The 15614-nt window shown below is 34.9% G+C and carries 10 protein-coding genes; 8 read left to right on the top strand and 2 right to left on the bottom strand.

All coding sequences use genetic code 11. From position 1 onward, the window contains the following. The first annotated feature begins 41 nt into the window (after window positions 1-41). The 8 genes from JCM14209_RS05810 to JCM14209_RS05775 all read left to right on the top strand — a co-directional run bounded on the left by JCM14209_RS05810 (window position 42) and on the right by JCM14209_RS05775 (window position 14217). Window positions 42-1046 (top strand): ABC transporter ATP-binding protein, encoded by a 1005-nt coding sequence (locus tag JCM14209_RS05810; protein ID WP_025022611.1) that lies wholly within the window; start codon window positions 42-44, stop codon window positions 1044-1046. After that, window positions 1046-1987 (top strand): ATP-binding cassette domain-containing protein, encoded by a 942-nt coding sequence (locus tag JCM14209_RS05805; RefSeq protein WP_035520044.1) that lies wholly within the window; start codon window positions 1046-1048, stop codon window positions 1985-1987. The genes JCM14209_RS05810 and JCM14209_RS05805 overlap by 1 nt, the downstream gene beginning before the upstream one ends. A gap of 1 nt (window position 1988) precedes the next feature. Beyond that, entirely contained in the window at window positions 1989-2948 is a 960-nt protein-coding gene (gene opp4B, locus JCM14209_RS05800; protein ID WP_025022609.1) for an oligopeptide ABC transporter permease, read from the top strand. Window positions 2949-2962: 14 nt separating this feature from the next. After that, a complete protein-coding gene (locus JCM14209_RS05795; protein ID WP_025022608.1) occupies window positions 2963-3868 on the top strand; it encodes an ABC transporter permease in 906 nt (301 codons plus the stop codon). A gap of 33 nt (window positions 3869-3901) precedes the next feature. Beyond that, on the top strand, window positions 3902-5650 hold the full coding sequence (locus JCM14209_RS05790; RefSeq protein ID WP_025022607.1) for an oligopeptide ABC transporter substrate-binding protein: 1749 nt from the start codon (window positions 3902-3904) through the stop codon (window positions 5648-5650). A gap of 209 nt (window positions 5651-5859) precedes the next feature. Next, complete coding sequence (locus JCM14209_RS05785; protein ID WP_025022606.1) at window positions 5860-9531, top strand: SEC10/PgrA surface exclusion domain-containing protein; 3672 nt, start codon at window positions 5860-5862, stop codon at window positions 9529-9531. Window positions 9532-9542: 11 nt separating this feature from the next. Continuing rightward, on the top strand, window positions 9543-9686 hold the full coding sequence (locus tag JCM14209_RS10035) for a hypothetical protein (protein ID WP_155830685.1): 144 nt from the start codon (window positions 9543-9545) through the stop codon (window positions 9684-9686). Window positions 9687-9948: 262 nt separating this feature from the next. After that, entirely contained in the window at window positions 9949-14217 is a 4269-nt protein-coding gene (locus JCM14209_RS05775) for a YSIRK-type signal peptide-containing protein (protein WP_081774073.1), read from the top strand. 294 nt (window positions 14218-14511) lie between these two features. Here JCM14209_RS05775 and JCM14209_RS09220 read toward each other — a convergent pair whose 3' ends face one another. Continuing rightward, on the bottom strand, window positions 14512-15021 hold the full coding sequence (locus JCM14209_RS09220; RefSeq protein WP_081774072.1) for a cyclophilin-like fold protein: 510 nt from the start codon (window positions 15019-15021) through the stop codon (window positions 14512-14514). An 8-nt stretch (window positions 15022-15029) separates the two neighbouring features. After that, complete coding sequence (locus tag JCM14209_RS05765) at window positions 15030-15554, bottom strand: DapH/DapD/GlmU-related protein (RefSeq protein ID WP_155830684.1); 525 nt, start codon at window positions 15552-15554, stop codon at window positions 15030-15032. Window positions 15555-15614: the final 60 nt, after the last annotated feature.

Below are 15614 nucleotides of genomic sequence, written 5' to 3'. Positions count from 1 at the left end.
CTTAGAAATTATTTATAGAAATTGGGAGGATGGTGAAGAAGATGAACGAAGAATTGCTTGAAGTAAATAATTTAACTACTTCATTTAAAATTGATGGGCAATATTATCAAGCCATTGATGATCTTTCAATTAACTTAAAGCATGATGAAGTCCTCGCAATTGTAGGGGAATCAGGTTGTGGAAAGTCAACCCTTGCAACAAGTATTATTGGATTACATGATTCTAATTCAACTAAAATGACCGGAAGTATTACATATAAGGGAAAGAATATTTTAAATCTTCCCGATAAGCAAATGGATGATGTCCGCGGTAATGAAATCGGAATGATTTTCCAAGATCCATTGGCTGCCTTAAATCCATTAATGCGAATTGGTGATCAAATTAAAGAAGGTTTAGATATTCATACTGATTTAAATGAAGAACAAAAGCAAGCCCGCGTGTTGGAATTATTAGATCAAGTTGGAATTCCTAATCCTAAGCGTGTGGCGCATCAATTCCCACACCAATTATCCGGGGGGATGAGACAACGTGTAATCATTGCGATTGCGATTGCCTGCAAGCCTGAAGTTATCATCGCCGATGAACCAACAACGGCTTTGGACGTTACGATTCAAGCACAAATTTTAGATTTACTTCACGCAATTCAAGATGAAAATCACGCCGGAATCATCTTAATCACTCACGATTTAGGGGTCGTGGCTGAAACAGCTGATCGTGTGGCAGTGATGTATGCGGGACAAATTGTTGAAATCGGTTCGGTACAACAAATCTTTGAAAATCCAAAGCATCCATATACGCGTTCACTTCTTCGCTCAATGCCTCAAGTTGGCGACGATGATGATTTATACGTTATCGACGGGATGGTGCCATCCTTAAAGCAAATGCCAAAAACAGGTTGTCGTTTTTCTTCTCGTGTCTCTTGGGTTGACCCAGAATCTCACGAAGAAAATCCAACCATGCATGAAGTTGAACCAGGTCACAGCGTACGTTGTACATGTTACCAAACATTCAAATTTAAAGATGAAGTAAAGGAAGGTGAAAGATAATGAGTTTAATTGAAGTTAAGAACTTAAATGTTCATTATCCAATTCGTTCCGGCTTCTTTAACCGAATTACAGATTATGTCTATGCGGTTGATGGTGTAGATTTTGAAATCAAAGAAGGCGAAAGCTATGGTTTGATTGGTGAATCAGGTTCAGGAAAATCAACGATTGGTAAAACCGTTGTCGGGCTTGAAAAAGCAACTAGCGGTCAAATCATGTACCAAGGACAAGATATTACAAATGCAAAAACAAGACATAAACTTAACTACAACCAAGATGTTCAAATGATTTTCCAAGATTCTTTATCTTCTTTGAATCCAAGAAAGAAAATCTTTGAAATCATTGCGGAACCTTTACAAAACTTTGAAAACCTTGAAGGTAAAGCTTTACATGATCGCGTGATTGAGTTATTAAACACCGTTGGTTTAGACGAAGATGCAGCTTACAAGTTCCCATATCAATTTTCTGGGGGCCAAAGACAACGTATTGGTGTCGCAAGAGCGGTGGCAACTAATCCAAAGCTAATTGTCGCTGACGAACCGGTTTCAGCTTTAGACCTTTCAGTTCAAGCACAAGTGTTGAATTACATGAAAAAGATTCAACGTGAATATGGGATTGGATTTTTATTTATCTCTCATGACTTAGGGGTTGTGCATCACATGTGCGACCACCTTGCGATTATGCACCGTGGAAGATTCGTAGAAGTGGGCACAAAAGAAGATATCTACAATAATCCACAACACATTTATACCAAACGATTACTGGCAGCGATTCCGGAAGTTGACGTGAAAAACCGGAAACAACACCGGATGAAACGTCGCCAAATCGAAAAAGAATTTAATGAAGATCAATCAAAATACTACGATAAAGATGGTAAGGTTTATCCATTAAGACAAATTTCAGAAACGCATTTCGTTGCTTTACCTGAAGAAGGGGGTCAATAATATGTGGAAAACAATTTTACGTCGGGTCCTCATAATGATTCCTGAAGTTATCGTTTTAAGTGTATTAATTTTCTTACTCGCTAAAATGATGCCGGGCGATCCATTTTCAGGGATGATTACTCCGCAAACAAGTGCAGCGCAAATGCACCGCTTAAAACTTGAAGCCGGATTATACGATCCATGGTATGTTCAATACTGGCACTGGGTGGTACGTTTATTCCACGGGGATTTAGGAATGAGTTACCAATTCCACACACCAGTTGCTCATTTAATTAAGAGTAGAGCGATGAACACTTTATGGTTATCATTATTAACCGTAATTTTAAGTTACGCTTTAGCAATTCCTTTAGGATTAATTGCAGGACGTTATGAAGATTCTAAAAAAGACAAGGCTATCCAAATCTACAACTACATTTCATACGCTATTCCAGCCTTTGTAGTTTACTTATTAGGTTTATGGTTCTTTGGATACATCTTAGGTTGGTTCCCAACTTCAGGTTCTGTATCTTTAGGCGCTGATGGATTTTGGGCCGTATTCTTCTCAAGAATCGCGCACATGATTTTACCAGCTATCTTAATGGCACTACTTTCAACAACCGGAGTCGTGCAATATTTAAGAAGTGAAATTATCGACGCTAAACGCCAAGATTACGTTAAGACTGCTCGCGCAAAAGGGGTCCGCGAAAAGAAGGTCTTTTCAAAGCATATTTTCAGAAATTCATTGCTTCCAATCGCAGCGTTTGCGGGATATTCAATTACTGGATTATTAGGCGGATCAATCTTTATTGAAACGGTCTTTTCATATCCAGGGATGGGATTATTATTCGTTAATTCCATTACCAACCGTGATTACGCGGTGATTACCGTATTAGTTTTATTATTTGGGGTTTTAAACTTAATCGGAACATTGCTTTCAGATATTATCTTAAGTATTGTTGATCCCCGTATCAGAATCGAGTAGGAGGTGTTTTGGAAATGTTTAAACGTAAATCAAAAGAAGAAAAATTTAAAGATGTCCAAGCAACCTCTAACTTAACGGTTATTGCGAGAGAATTTGCACAAGATAAATTTGCTTTAGGGGCATTGATTGCTTTAAGTACATTGATTGTTGTTATCTTCGGGGGGTCCTTGTTTTTAAATACAAGCAAGGTGATGGAAGTTAGCATCATGGATCAATACAATGTACCTGGAACACCAGGATTTTTACTAGGGGCTGACCAAAGTGGACGGAGTGTTTTAAGCGAACTGATTTTAGGAGCAAGAAATTCCTTAGTTATCGGTTTTGCGGTGACAGTATTAATGGAAGTTATCGGTATTATTTATGGGACTGTGGCTGGATATTATGGCGGTCGCGTTGATAATTTAATGATGCGTTTCTTAGATTTCATGCTAACGTTACCAACATTAATGATTATCATCGTTATCGTTACAATTATCCCACACTACTCAATGTGGACTTTCATTTTAGTTATGGGAGCATTTTACTGGGTTGGAACTGCCCGGTTAATTCGCTCAAAAGCTTTATCTGAAGCTAAAAAAGATTACATATCAGCTTCAAAAACATCAGGATCATCTGATTTAAAAATTATGTTTAAAGAACTCTTGCCGAACTTAAGTTCAATTATCATTGTTGATAGTGTCTTAAGTTTAGCGGGAAATATTGGGATTGAAGTAGGGCTAACCTTCCTTGGATTTGGGTTACCAGATAATGTTCCAAGTTTAGGGACATTAATCGGGTACGCCACTGACCCAGATACTTTAACTGGGCGTCCGTGGGTATGGGTACCAGCTTCATTACTCATCTTAGTTATTTGTGTGGGTATTTCATATATCGGTAATGTTTTAAGAAGAACTGCCGATGCCCGTCAACGTTTAGGTTAATAAATTTTTAAAGTCAATATAGGGGGACTACATATGAAGAAAAAACATTTATTTACTTCAATGGCAGCAACAACATTAGCTGTCTTGGCTTTAGCTGGTTGCGGTAGCAAAAATGCTGATCAAGCAACTACTAAAGTAAACTTACCAGAATCTTATAAGAATGATAAACCAGCCAAGCAAGGGGGAACTTTAAAAACTGCGGTTGTTGCTGACTCTGCATTTAAAGGTATCTTTAATGACGGTTTATCAACAGATGCCGTTGACTCAACAGTTTCTCAATTCGGTAACGAAAGTTTGTTTGCAACAGACAAGAACTATAAGTATGCTAAGGGTGGCGCTGCTGACATCAAGATTGATCGTAAAGCAAAAACAGCGACAGTTACATTTAATCCAAAGGCTAAATGGTCTGACGGTGAACCTGTAACTGCTAAAGACCTTGAATACTCATACGAAATCATCGCAAACAAGGCAACAAAATCACAACGTTACACTGAAAGTTTGCAAGCTCTTAAAGGTTTGAAAGAATACCACGAAGGTAAAGCAGACAAGATTTCTGGTTTTGAAATCGTAAATGACCGCAAGGCAGTCCTACACTTTACTAAAGTAACACCTAACATGACAACATCTGGTAACGGGGTCATCTGGGAATCAGCTTCTCCATACCACTACTTAAAAGATGTGCCATTTGATAAACTTGAATCAAGCGATAAGATCCGTAAGAAACCATTGTTCTTTGGTCCTTACGTCTTAAACAAGTTGGTTCAAGGGGAATCAGCTGAATGGGTACCTAACAAGTACTACTACAAAGGTAAGCCAAAATTAGATAAGATCACAATCGAAACAGTTGCAACTTCATCAGCAAGTGCAGCATTGAAATCAAAGAAATATGACTTGATGTTTGAAGAACCATCATCAGTTTACGGCCAAAACAAGAAACCTAAAGGTTACAAGATGCTTGGTAAAGAAGACTTGTACTACTCATACTTAGGATTCCGTGTGGGTCACGCTGATAAGAATGGTGTCAGTGTCATGGACAAGAATTCTAAAGTCGCTGACAAGAACTTACGTCAAGCTTTAGCATACGCAATGAACATTGACCAAGTTTCTAAGAAATTCGGTTACGGTTTATCAACACGTGCTACAACTTTAATTCCTACAGCATTCTCTGACTACCATGACAAAGATGCTAAAGGTTTCCCTCAAGATTTAGACAAAGCTAACAAGTTGTTAGACAAAGCTGGATACAAGAAGGGTAAAGATGGTATGCGTAAGACTCCTGAAGGCAAGCCATTGAAGTTAACATTATTGGTTGCTGGTGGTTCAGCTAACTCAGAAGCTGCTGTACGTAACTACATCCAACAATGGAAGAAGATCGGTGTTAACGTTAAATTATACAACGGTCGTTTCGTAGACTTTAACAACTACACTGAAAAGATTCAAACAAATGACAAAGACTTTGACTTGTACATGGGTGCATGGAGTACAGGTTCAGATGCAACACCAACTGACTTATACTCACCAGCTGCTCCATTTAACTTCGCTCACTTCAATACAAAAGAAAACAGCGACTTATTAGCAGCAATGAACTCACAAAAAGCATTTGACGCTGATTACAGAAAAGAACAATTCAACAAGTGGCAAGAATACATGAACGAACAAGCATTCGTTGTTCCTGTTCAATACCACTACAGTGTTGTTCCAGTATCAACAAAGGTTAAAGGTATGACATTATCACCTGCAACTAAAGACGGTAGCTGGTACACTGTATCTCTAACTAAATAAGAATGATTAATAATCCTTCGGGTATTTGCCTGAGGGATTATTTTTTATTGTTAAAATAAATTGCGTATAACTTTTTTTGTTGTTAAAATAAATTGTGTATAATTATATTGAGTTATACACTTAGAGTAACCATTGAGTAATTGATGGGGGTATAGTTAAAATTCAAATAAAATTATTATTGAATTTTAATATTTTTAGGAGGGGTTTTTATGAAAAAAAGTCGAAATCAAAAAGGATTAGTGTTAGCCGCTATGACAACAGCGATTGTTTCTGGTGGTGTTAGTACAACTGCCAATGCTGATAATGTAACTACTAATGACAATGTTAAAAATGTCGATCAAGTTGCGGTTACTACACAAACATCACCAAAAAAAGCGCAAGAAAATATGCAAGCAGCTAAAGAAGAGTACACTGAAGCTAAAACAAATTTGGATAACGTAAGTACAAAAGTTGCTGAGTTAAAGGAAGATGTTAATGAAAAGCAAGCATTACTCAACAAAGCAACAGATGGAGAGATCCAAAAAGCAAAACAAGATGTTGTCGATGCACAAGCCGCAGTTGATAAAAAAAATAAAGATGTAGCTGCGCAACAAAAAGCAGTAGATAAGAAAAAACTTGAGAATCAAGCAACACAACAAGCTAAAAATGTGGCAGAAGCAAAATATAATGAACAATTAGCTAAGACTAACAACAAGGTTGCTGAATTAAATCAAAATGGGGTAGTTAAAGCTCAAGAAAATGTAAACAAAGCGGAAGCTAACTTAAACGCAGCCACAAATAATCAAGCATCACTTCAACAATATCTTCAAGAAAGCACACAAGCGCAACGAGAAGCTCAAAATGCTGTTAACGAGATTCAACAAAAAGCTGAGGAAGTTAAAAAAACGAAAGCAGCAATGCAAAAAGATGTTGATGAAAAGAACCAAAGTAAACAAATAACTACTGCAGCTTTAAAGAATGCTGAAAAAGAAGAAAGTAAAGCAGCGCAAAAGGTTGCCGATTTAAAGAATTCCTTGAATAATTTGGGTAGCGTTGAAAAGGTTTTCGCTGCTAAGCAAGCTGTTGATGAAGCGACAAAACAGTTACAAGCTGCAAATAATAGTGTAGATCAAAAACAAAATGCAGCAAGTAGTTTAAACGAACAAAAAGAAACGGCAAGTAAAAACGATGTTGCTGCAAGTACGGCACTTACAAAAGCACAAGCTAATCAAGTTAAAGCAAAATCAGATCAAATTCAAGCTCAAAATGCAGTTCAAAGTGCACAAAAAGAAGTTCAAGAAGCTCAAGCAATAATTAATAATTTAACTAATAACGATGGAAGTAGACAATTAAGTAACGTTCAATCAGAATTAGCAAGTGCTAAACGAACTCAAAGTGCTGCCAAACAAAAAGTAAATGATGCTAAAAATAAGCTAGTTTCAGATAATGAAAAATTGAAGCAAGTTCAAAGTCAAAAACAAGTAGCAGATCAAAAAGTTCAAGATGAAACTCAAGCATTACAAAAAGCAAAAGATGCAGCTAAAACTGCGCAAGCTAACTTAGCAGATGCCAAAGAAAAATTAGCAGATATTCCTCACATCAAAATTCTTCCAGAATATACGAATGTCTATAAAGAGTTAGTTAACAAAATTGGGGTGCAAGCAGGATGGACACCTCAAGCTATTTTTGAAAGTGAAGGTGCAAGCAAACTAGAATCCGCTGCCCTAAATGTACAAAAGACTAATGGATTTGACACTGATACTCTAAAAGGCGGATCTGGATTAGATTATGTTTTCTTGGGAACTGATGCATCTGGTAAAAACCAATTCCGTGTAGTGATGCCTGGATATACGCCAACTGAAAAAGACCTCAACACAACTTTGACAATCAGTAGTATGACTGATGCTCAAAAAGTTGAGATGACAGAATTTGCCGGTAAGATTTTGAATGATGTCCGTAATCAAATGGGACTATCTAAATTAACAGCCAATAAAGCTGCTAGAGATTTAACTCAACATGAAGCAGATTTAACGCAAGTAAATAAGTATCATGATTATAAAGCCTTTTATGAAACAAATACGTACGGTCAAAGTAAATATGGCTTGACTGGAAGAGAAACATTAACAGTTTTGAATAAAAGAATCTATGGTACACTTCAAATTTGGGATGAAAATTCAAAATTTACAATGGCTGACTTAAAAACGTTGCAATACTATGGGATTGTGGAGATGTTATTTAATGATGCTGGTTCACATTGGGGCCACACTACAACTTTATTAGCTGACATGCCAACGACTGATAATAATCACTATTTAGGTTGGGCAATTGATAGATTTGGAAACATGCACTTAACTGTTTATGCTGGAACTCTCGGACAAGTTTGGGAGGAAACTTATTATAAGAGTACAGATCAAAATATTGTTCCGCATGACTTAGGTGAAACATATGATATTGATACAACAACATTGAAGCAAAAGTTGTCTGCTGCTGAAAATGAAGTCGCAAAATATACGCCAGAAATTAACGCTGCTCAAGCAAGCTTAGATGTAGCTAAAAAAGAGCTAACTCAAGCTGTTAACAAGCTTCAAACAATTAATGACAATGTAACTAATAGTCAAAAGGAATTGGTCACTGCCAATAGTGATTTGGATAATGCTAACAAGACAGTTGCTAGCAAGCAAAATGAGTTAAATCAATTACAACAACAAGTTGGAAATCAAGGCCAAATTGTTGCTGATGCAATGCAAAAACTAGATCAAGCTAAGACTAAATTAGCTGCTGCACAACAAAAATTGCAAGATACAAGCAATAAATTACAACAAGTAAATCAAGATTTAGTTGTTGCTCAAGCTACAAAACAAAATACAAAACAAACATTAGATAATTTGTTGGTTCAACAAGCCAAAATAACTGATGAATTATTAGCTGCACAAGTGCAAGTTAAAGATTTAACAGATAAGTTATTTAACGCACAAAAGCAATTAGAACTAAATAACGAAGCTTTAGATAACAAAGCAAATGTAGAACAAAAATTATTAAGTGAATTGGATTTTGCTCAAAAAGATTTAGAAGAAGCACGAAATAATTTAGCTGAAAAACAAACTGTTCAAGATAAGACAGCAAGTGATTTTCTTTTAGCAAATGAAAAATTAAAGAATGTTATTGAAGAATATAAAAATACAGTAGCTAAATTAGTTGCATCACAAAATAATTTAGAAAAAGCTACAGAAAAAGTATCAAAAATACAAGTAGAATTGAACCAAGCTAAAGTAGACGTGCAAACAAATAAAGAAGTATTGGATAATGAACGTCAAATTTTAGATGAAAATATGTCTCAAAATAGCAAGTTAGTCTCTGAAGTGAATGCAGCTAAAGAAATTCTTGCAAGATATAAACAAGAACTTGATGAAAAAGCGCATAAAGCTGAATTATGTCGACAAGAATTTGATAAGGTTAACCAAAACCTAGTAGTTGCTAAACAAGCTCAAACTTCAGCCCAAAAAACTTTGCAAGAAAAACAAGCTTATTTAGATAGTCTATTAAATGCACAAACAAACTATCAAGTTGCTACAAATAATCTAGCCAAAGCTCAAGCTGAATACCAAGTAGTTTATGATAAATTTACTTTAGCAAGTAGAAATTATCAAAAAGCACAATCAGAATTATTAAATGTACAAAAATTACAACAAAAAATTCAACTTCATTCACGCGTTGAAAGTTATGTTGCAAACTTTGAAAATAAACCAAGTAAATCACAAACAAACCCAAGTACATCCCTAAAAGAAAATACACAAGTATTACCACAAACATCAGGGGCTAAAACAAATCAAAGCATTGTTGGATTGTTAATTGCTTCTATGGGATTATTATTAGGTTTATCTTCAAAACGTAAGAAAGATTAATGTTTAGCGCAATGAATAAAGAACAATTCAACAAGTGGCAAGAATACATGAACGAACAAGCATTCGTTGTTCCAGTTCAATACCACTACAGTGTTGTTCCAGTATCAACTAAGGTTAAAGGTATGACATTATCACCTGCAACTAAAGAACGGTAGTTGGTACACTGTATCTCTAACTAAATAAGAATGATTAATAATCCTTCGGGCATTTGCCTGAGGGATTATTTTTTTGCAGTAAAATACCCTTCAAGCAAAACTTGAAGGGAAGTGTTTAGCGTCGCGATGTAATTTAAAAGTAAAGAAAATTATTTGGTTATTTTGATTAAAAAAATAGTTACAACCGTTGTGCAATAAATTAAAATAATGTAACTTAATATTATGCAAAAAAAGTTGTAATTCAAAGATATAGGGAGAAAACATGTTATCAAGAAAGAATACGAGGATGTATCGTAAAAAGAATAAGCAAAATAGATATACAATCAAAAAGTTAAATGTAGGAGTCGCTTCAGTTATTGCTGGGGCGACAATCGGAATCGCTAGTCTTACTGTTCCACAAATTGATGCTTTTGCTGATGATGTTAATCATGAAGTAAGTAATCAAGAAAACAATTTGCAAAATTCAAATCAAGTTGTCCTTGGAGAAAAAACAGACCAAGCTAAGTCTGATCCTTACGCTGATGAATTAAAGAAGTATGAGGAATTTAATCAAAAAGTAGAAGCTGGACTACAGTTAATCCAATATACAAAAGATGAAATTACAGGTAATGGATATTATGAAAAGTTTATTAAGCAAGAATACAAGCCAATTTATACCAATACTTCTGGTGGTTGGACCGTAGCGAATTCTTCGGAACAACATCAATATGTAACTAGTACAGTTAGTAATAATGACGAGGATGATACAGATAATACAGTAGGTTATTATAATAATGATAATAATGAACAACAAAATCGTCCGGTGACACGCGATGAACTTCAAAATGTTCTCGGTTATATTGAAAAAGTAAAACAAAGTTATTATGAATATAGTTGGGAAGCTGATGACTTATCAGATGCAGAATATAGACTTAAAGACGTGCTTCAAAAATCTGATGTAACAGAAGATGATATGAAATATGCTGATGATGAAATTTTAAGTACACTGCATTTTTATGGTAAATCAGAAGCGTGGAATCGACTTTATGAAAATGTTAATAGTGCTGAAGAAGTGCGTAAGAATTTAATTTATCGTCGATCATCTAAGGAGATGAAAGATAAGTTTGAAAGTGCTGTTGACAATGCAATTCGAGTTATTCACAGTGCAGAGCTTAATGAAGAACACTTAATCCAAGTTAATCAACAATTGTTAGATGCTACATCTCAATTAGATGGAAAGTTAGCGCATTTAAAAGAGCTTAAGGCTTTATATGAAGAAGCTAAATCTTTATTGAAGAAACCGATAGTATTCAACGCAAGTGATGACGTTTACGAACAGTTTAATAGTGCATATTCGACTGCTAAAGAAATTATTAAATATACAGCTAGCAATGCTATGCAAGAAACAGTAGATAAAGCAACACAAAGATTGCGAGATGCTATGGGAGCTTTAGATGGAAAGCCAACTAACCACGAAATTAGCGATTATATTGTTAACGTATTAGTTCCAACTTTAAAAGCAAACAATGTTAGTTTTTCAGATTCAAAAATTAATAGAATAATAGCTGCAAATAATAATGCTAATATTACCCAAACCGATTTGGACTACGAAATTAAGAATTTTGATGAAGAGCTTGATTATGTTCATTTTGATCCGGTTGATACACTAGAATTGCAACATATTTTAGCGATTATTCCAGAAATCAAGGTGAAGAGTCAACAATATAAATCTTGGACTACTGATCAAAAAGATAATTTAGATGAGGTTGTAGCGCAGGCAGAGTACTTGTTAGAACATCACAAGTATTATTTCTCAAATTTATTAGGGGATAGTGAATTTGTCTTAAAGGAAGTCTTGAGTTATCGTGATGATGCTGAAGAAAAAGAAAAAGACTTAACTAAAATCAAAGAATTACTAACACAAGCTAATGAACTTAAGAGTAAACCTGAATTTAAGGTGGCAACTTCAGCGGTACAAAACAAGTTGAATGATACCTTGAATAAGTACCAAGCATTTTCACATGAAATGGATAAAGATTTTACCCAAACAGAATTAGAAATGATTGTTACAGATTTACAAGATGTTATTGATGGGGTAAAGGAAAATAGAATTATCACTTATACTTACCAAGAACCAAAACATTATCAAGTTAGTGATGATGATTTCAAGTATACATGGAAAGTTGAAGAACACTATGACGCGCCACAAGTATATAAACATGGCGGATGGACTGTTGATAATGAGACTACTCTTAAACGTTTACAACGTTTAAAAGAAAAGTTAGCGACATACCATGATAAGCAATTGAATCAATCTGAAATTGACGGTATTGAGTATTATTTAGAAAAATTTGGCTATAAAAAAAGGATTGTTCAGTATTATGGAATGAGAGGCCCTGAATGGGAAGATAACTCTTCATCTGTAGCGACTAATATTTCAAAAGAAAGTGATAATTCAAGTGGCGATTTATTAAGCCCAACTATGGCTGATTTAAAAAAGACTGCCATAATTGTTGAAACACTTATTAATAACAGTGATAACAAGAAAATATCAGATATTGCAGAATTAAAATTTGCCCAAGAAATGATTGATAGTGATAATGATAATGATTATTCAAAGATTGCGCAAGAAGATGAAAAGCTACAATATATCGTTGATAGCTTTGAAAATCATCCGGGATTATGGCATGATTTATATACTTTAGTACGGGAAAATAAAATTTATCAATACGAATCAGGTTATAAGTATGCGAATGCTACTGAGCGTAAACGTTATCAAGATGCTCTTGTAAACGGCTTTAAGGTGCTTCACGATCCCAATTCAACACAACAAGAACTCCAAGCAGCTGTTACAGAGCTTCAAAAAGCAGGTGAGTTCAAGGAAACATCTTTAGATTTAACCTCATTAAAGAAACAACTAGCAGAAGCTAAAACCCATTTAAACAAGATTGAATATCTAAATGAAACCTCCTTTGATCAAAGAAACTTTGATACTTTAATTAGCAAAGCGGAACAAATTATAGAAAAAGGATCCTATACTATTAAGGATTATTTACTTTATCTTTATGAATCAGATGACGATATTTCACAACAAGATGTTGATGAGTTGGTTGAGAAATTAAAGACTGAAACTGATAATCTATATGGGCAACCGACAAATCGCGAGGTATTGAGCTTTGCCGTTGAAGAATTATTACCAATCTTTAAAGAAACCCCATTTTATTATAATTATTATCGAGTTCAAGATACAGATGCAGCTATTAAGAGACTTATGGAGATATACGATAAGCAAGATGCCACTCAATATGAAGTTGATAATGCGGTATTAATTTTTGCCGGCGCTCTAGAATTAATCAACACCTCTTCTGGACAAGGAATACCAGTAGATTTAACTGATCTTTATCACATGATTTCTGTTAGCTCGAAGATTGAGACGTTAAGTCCAACATATCAAAAGGCTTCAGAAAAACAAAAACAAGCGTTTAAAAAAGCTGTTGCTGAAACTAGAGACTTACTTGCTAAAACGACGCATATTTCACAAGATTCTGAGTATGAATATCTTAACAAGATGCACCGGCCATTATTAGAAATGATTAATGCTGAAAATTCAAACGGTCATCAACAATTTAAAGACTTGTACAAACAAGCTTTGGATTTGAAGCAATCTGTTAAATATAAGAATGCAACAGAGAATCTCAAAGTAAAGTTTGATGAAGTAATGCAATTGTATGAACCAGTTTATTTTGCCAATACATACAGCCAAACAGATTATTATTACCAAACAAAACAACAAGAATTTGAAGTAATGATGGCTGAATTACAAACAGCGATGGATAATCTAGATGGTAAGGATATGCAACTAGCTCCGACACCAGTTGAAGTAACTCCAAACCCTTTAACATCAAAAGGAGATGAAGTACCAACACCAATTTTGGAATCACATACTGAAGGTGAATCTAATTCAACTCCAACGCCAATCGAAGCGCAGTCAACTACATCAACAAAACAGGAAGTATCATTAACTACAAATACTGTACCAACGGAAAATGTTGGTAAAAATCCAATGAAGGAATTAACTTCTGTTAAATCAGTTCCAAAACAAACATTAGAAGCTGTTCAAATTAATGGAAGCAGGGAAGATTCAAGTGATAGAGTTCAAGTAACAATCTTTGACTCAAATAACAGCGAAAAGCCTATTATTGTAAAGGATGGAGAAAATCAATCAAGTGTAATGAAGACTGCACATGTGTCCCGTACATTGGATAATGATTTACCAATCTCTCAAGCTATTTCTTTTAATCAAGTTGAACAAAAGGTCCAAGTTATTCTAAATGAATTTGAATCATATGAACCAACAGTAGTGAAAGCAGATGAAGTTCCTGTCAAACCACATAAGAACGGAAAAAATAAGACGTCGACAAAGAACAATAAAACGCATCAAATTCAATCGGGGAATGCTGATGTGATTAATGAGAAATCAATTACAGCACTGATTGTAACCGTTGTTGCATGTGCTTTTGGAATTGGATTGGGTGTTCGAAAAAAGAAGTAAATCACTAAAATTTCATATGCAAGGTAACTAATTTTTATTAATGAAAGAATAATCCTTCGGGCATTTGCCTGAGGGATTATTCTTTTGCAGTAAAATACCCTCCAAGCAAAAACTTGAAGGGGAGTGTTTAGTACACATGAATAATGTGAATTAAAGCGCGGCTGGGAAAAACTAAACTTTTTCAGCTAACAAAAGAAGACCGAACTCTATTTTTGTGAAAAATCAAAATTTTGAGTTTGGTCTTCTTATTTTTCCTAATTATGTCATATTATGGCTATTAAAACCAATCCGATGTCATTTATTGAAAGTAACCTCAGTATCATCAGGTGCTTTTTGCAATAAAGCAGCGGCTTTTGGATCATCAAAATTACCAATAACATTAATACCAGGATAGTGACCTACCGATCCGTAGTAAATTACCAGGCGATTATCTGGTTGCCAATAAGCAATTTTTCCTGCTTGTCCATTATCATCATATTCATAATTTCCTAACTCTGGTGTAAATGGGAGGTCTGCAATCTTTTCTTTATCGTTACCATAAGTTCTAAACTGAACTGTAAGGGGAAGTTTCTTAAGAAGAGATTGAGTTGTGGGACTATCATTTAGGGTAGCAGAAAAATTTTGATTATTAAAATTGATAGTTACGTGGTGTTTGATAGTTGAATTACTTTGTTTGCTGGTCATAACTTTTCCTCCTAGATTAACTTGGCTGCTAGATTGTTGTTGATTATAGTGGATAAATAAAGCCACTGCCACTAAGATAGCAATAAAAAAATAAGCTAGTTTAAAATGTTTTCGATTCATCTTTTTTCCTAAATTGTTTTAATGATTTTTGCGGGAGAGCCTGCAACTACAGTATTTTTAGCAACATCCTTAGTTACTACCGCACCGGCGGCAACAACGGCATTTTCTTCGATTGTAACGCCCGGTAAAATGATGGCATTAGCGCCAATCCAAACGTTATCAGCGATATGAACCGGTTTTAATTCGACGCTGCGACGATTTTCGGGATTTAAGGGATGGTTGACGGAAATGATTGTTACTTTAGGGCCAATCAAAACCTTATCTCCAATATAAATTCCACCAAGATCAACCAAAGTAACACCTTGATTAATAAATACATTTTTTCCTAAGTGAATGTTGCGGCCGTAGTCGGTATAAAATGGAAGACGAATTTCTACACTTGCATCAATTTTGGTACCAGTAATTTTTTCGAGGTAGCTACGAATCCGGTCATGGTTGTAGGCACCGTGATTAAGTTCTTGTAACAAATTCATGTTCTCATTAATTACATTGTCTAAGTTAGCTAACTCGCTATAGTGAATGTTATTTGTCATTTTTATCAACCCCTTTATATTTCTAGTTTAAATGGATTTTTTTATAATGTGAAATAGTTA

The sequence above is a fragment of the Ligilactobacillus hayakitensis DSM 18933 = JCM 14209 genome (assembly GCF_000615845.1).
GTDB lineage: Bacteria > Bacillota > Bacilli > Lactobacillales > Lactobacillaceae > Ligilactobacillus > Ligilactobacillus hayakitensis.
The sequence above is the reverse complement of the archived record's forward strand: the minus strand, read 5'-3'. Positions and strand labels throughout refer to the sequence as shown.

Bases quoted from the DNA above. Each gene is read 5' to 3' on its own strand.
- JCM14209_RS05785 (WP_025022606.1), top strand. From the start codon at position 5,860: ATGAAAAAAAGTCGAAATCAAAAAGGATTAGTGTTAGCCGCTATGACA.
- opp4B (WP_025022609.1), top strand. From the start codon at position 1,989: ATGTGGAAAACAATTTTACGTCGGGTCCTCATAATGATTCCTGAAGTT.
- JCM14209_RS05775 (WP_081774073.1), top strand. From the start codon at position 9,949: ATGTTATCAAGAAAGAATACGAGGATGTATCGTAAAAAGAATAAGCAA.
- JCM14209_RS05810 (WP_025022611.1), top strand. From the start codon at position 42: ATGAACGAAGAATTGCTTGAAGTAAATAATTTAACTACTTCATTTAAA.
- JCM14209_RS09220 (WP_081774072.1), bottom strand. From the start codon at position 15,021: ATGAATCGAAAACATTTTAAACTAGCTTATTTTTTTATTGCTATCTTA.
- JCM14209_RS05795 (WP_025022608.1), top strand. From the start codon at position 2,963: ATGTTTAAACGTAAATCAAAAGAAGAAAAATTTAAAGATGTCCAAGCA.
- JCM14209_RS10035 (WP_155830685.1), top strand. From the start codon at position 9,543: ATGAATAAAGAACAATTCAACAAGTGGCAAGAATACATGAACGAACAA.
- JCM14209_RS05805 (WP_035520044.1), top strand. From the start codon at position 1,046: ATGAGTTTAATTGAAGTTAAGAACTTAAATGTTCATTATCCAATTCGT.
- JCM14209_RS05790 (WP_025022607.1), top strand. From the start codon at position 3,902: ATGAAGAAAAAACATTTATTTACTTCAATGGCAGCAACAACATTAGCT.
- JCM14209_RS05765 (WP_155830684.1), bottom strand. From the start codon at position 15,554: ATGACAAATAACATTCACTATAGCGAGTTAGCTAACTTAGACAATGTA.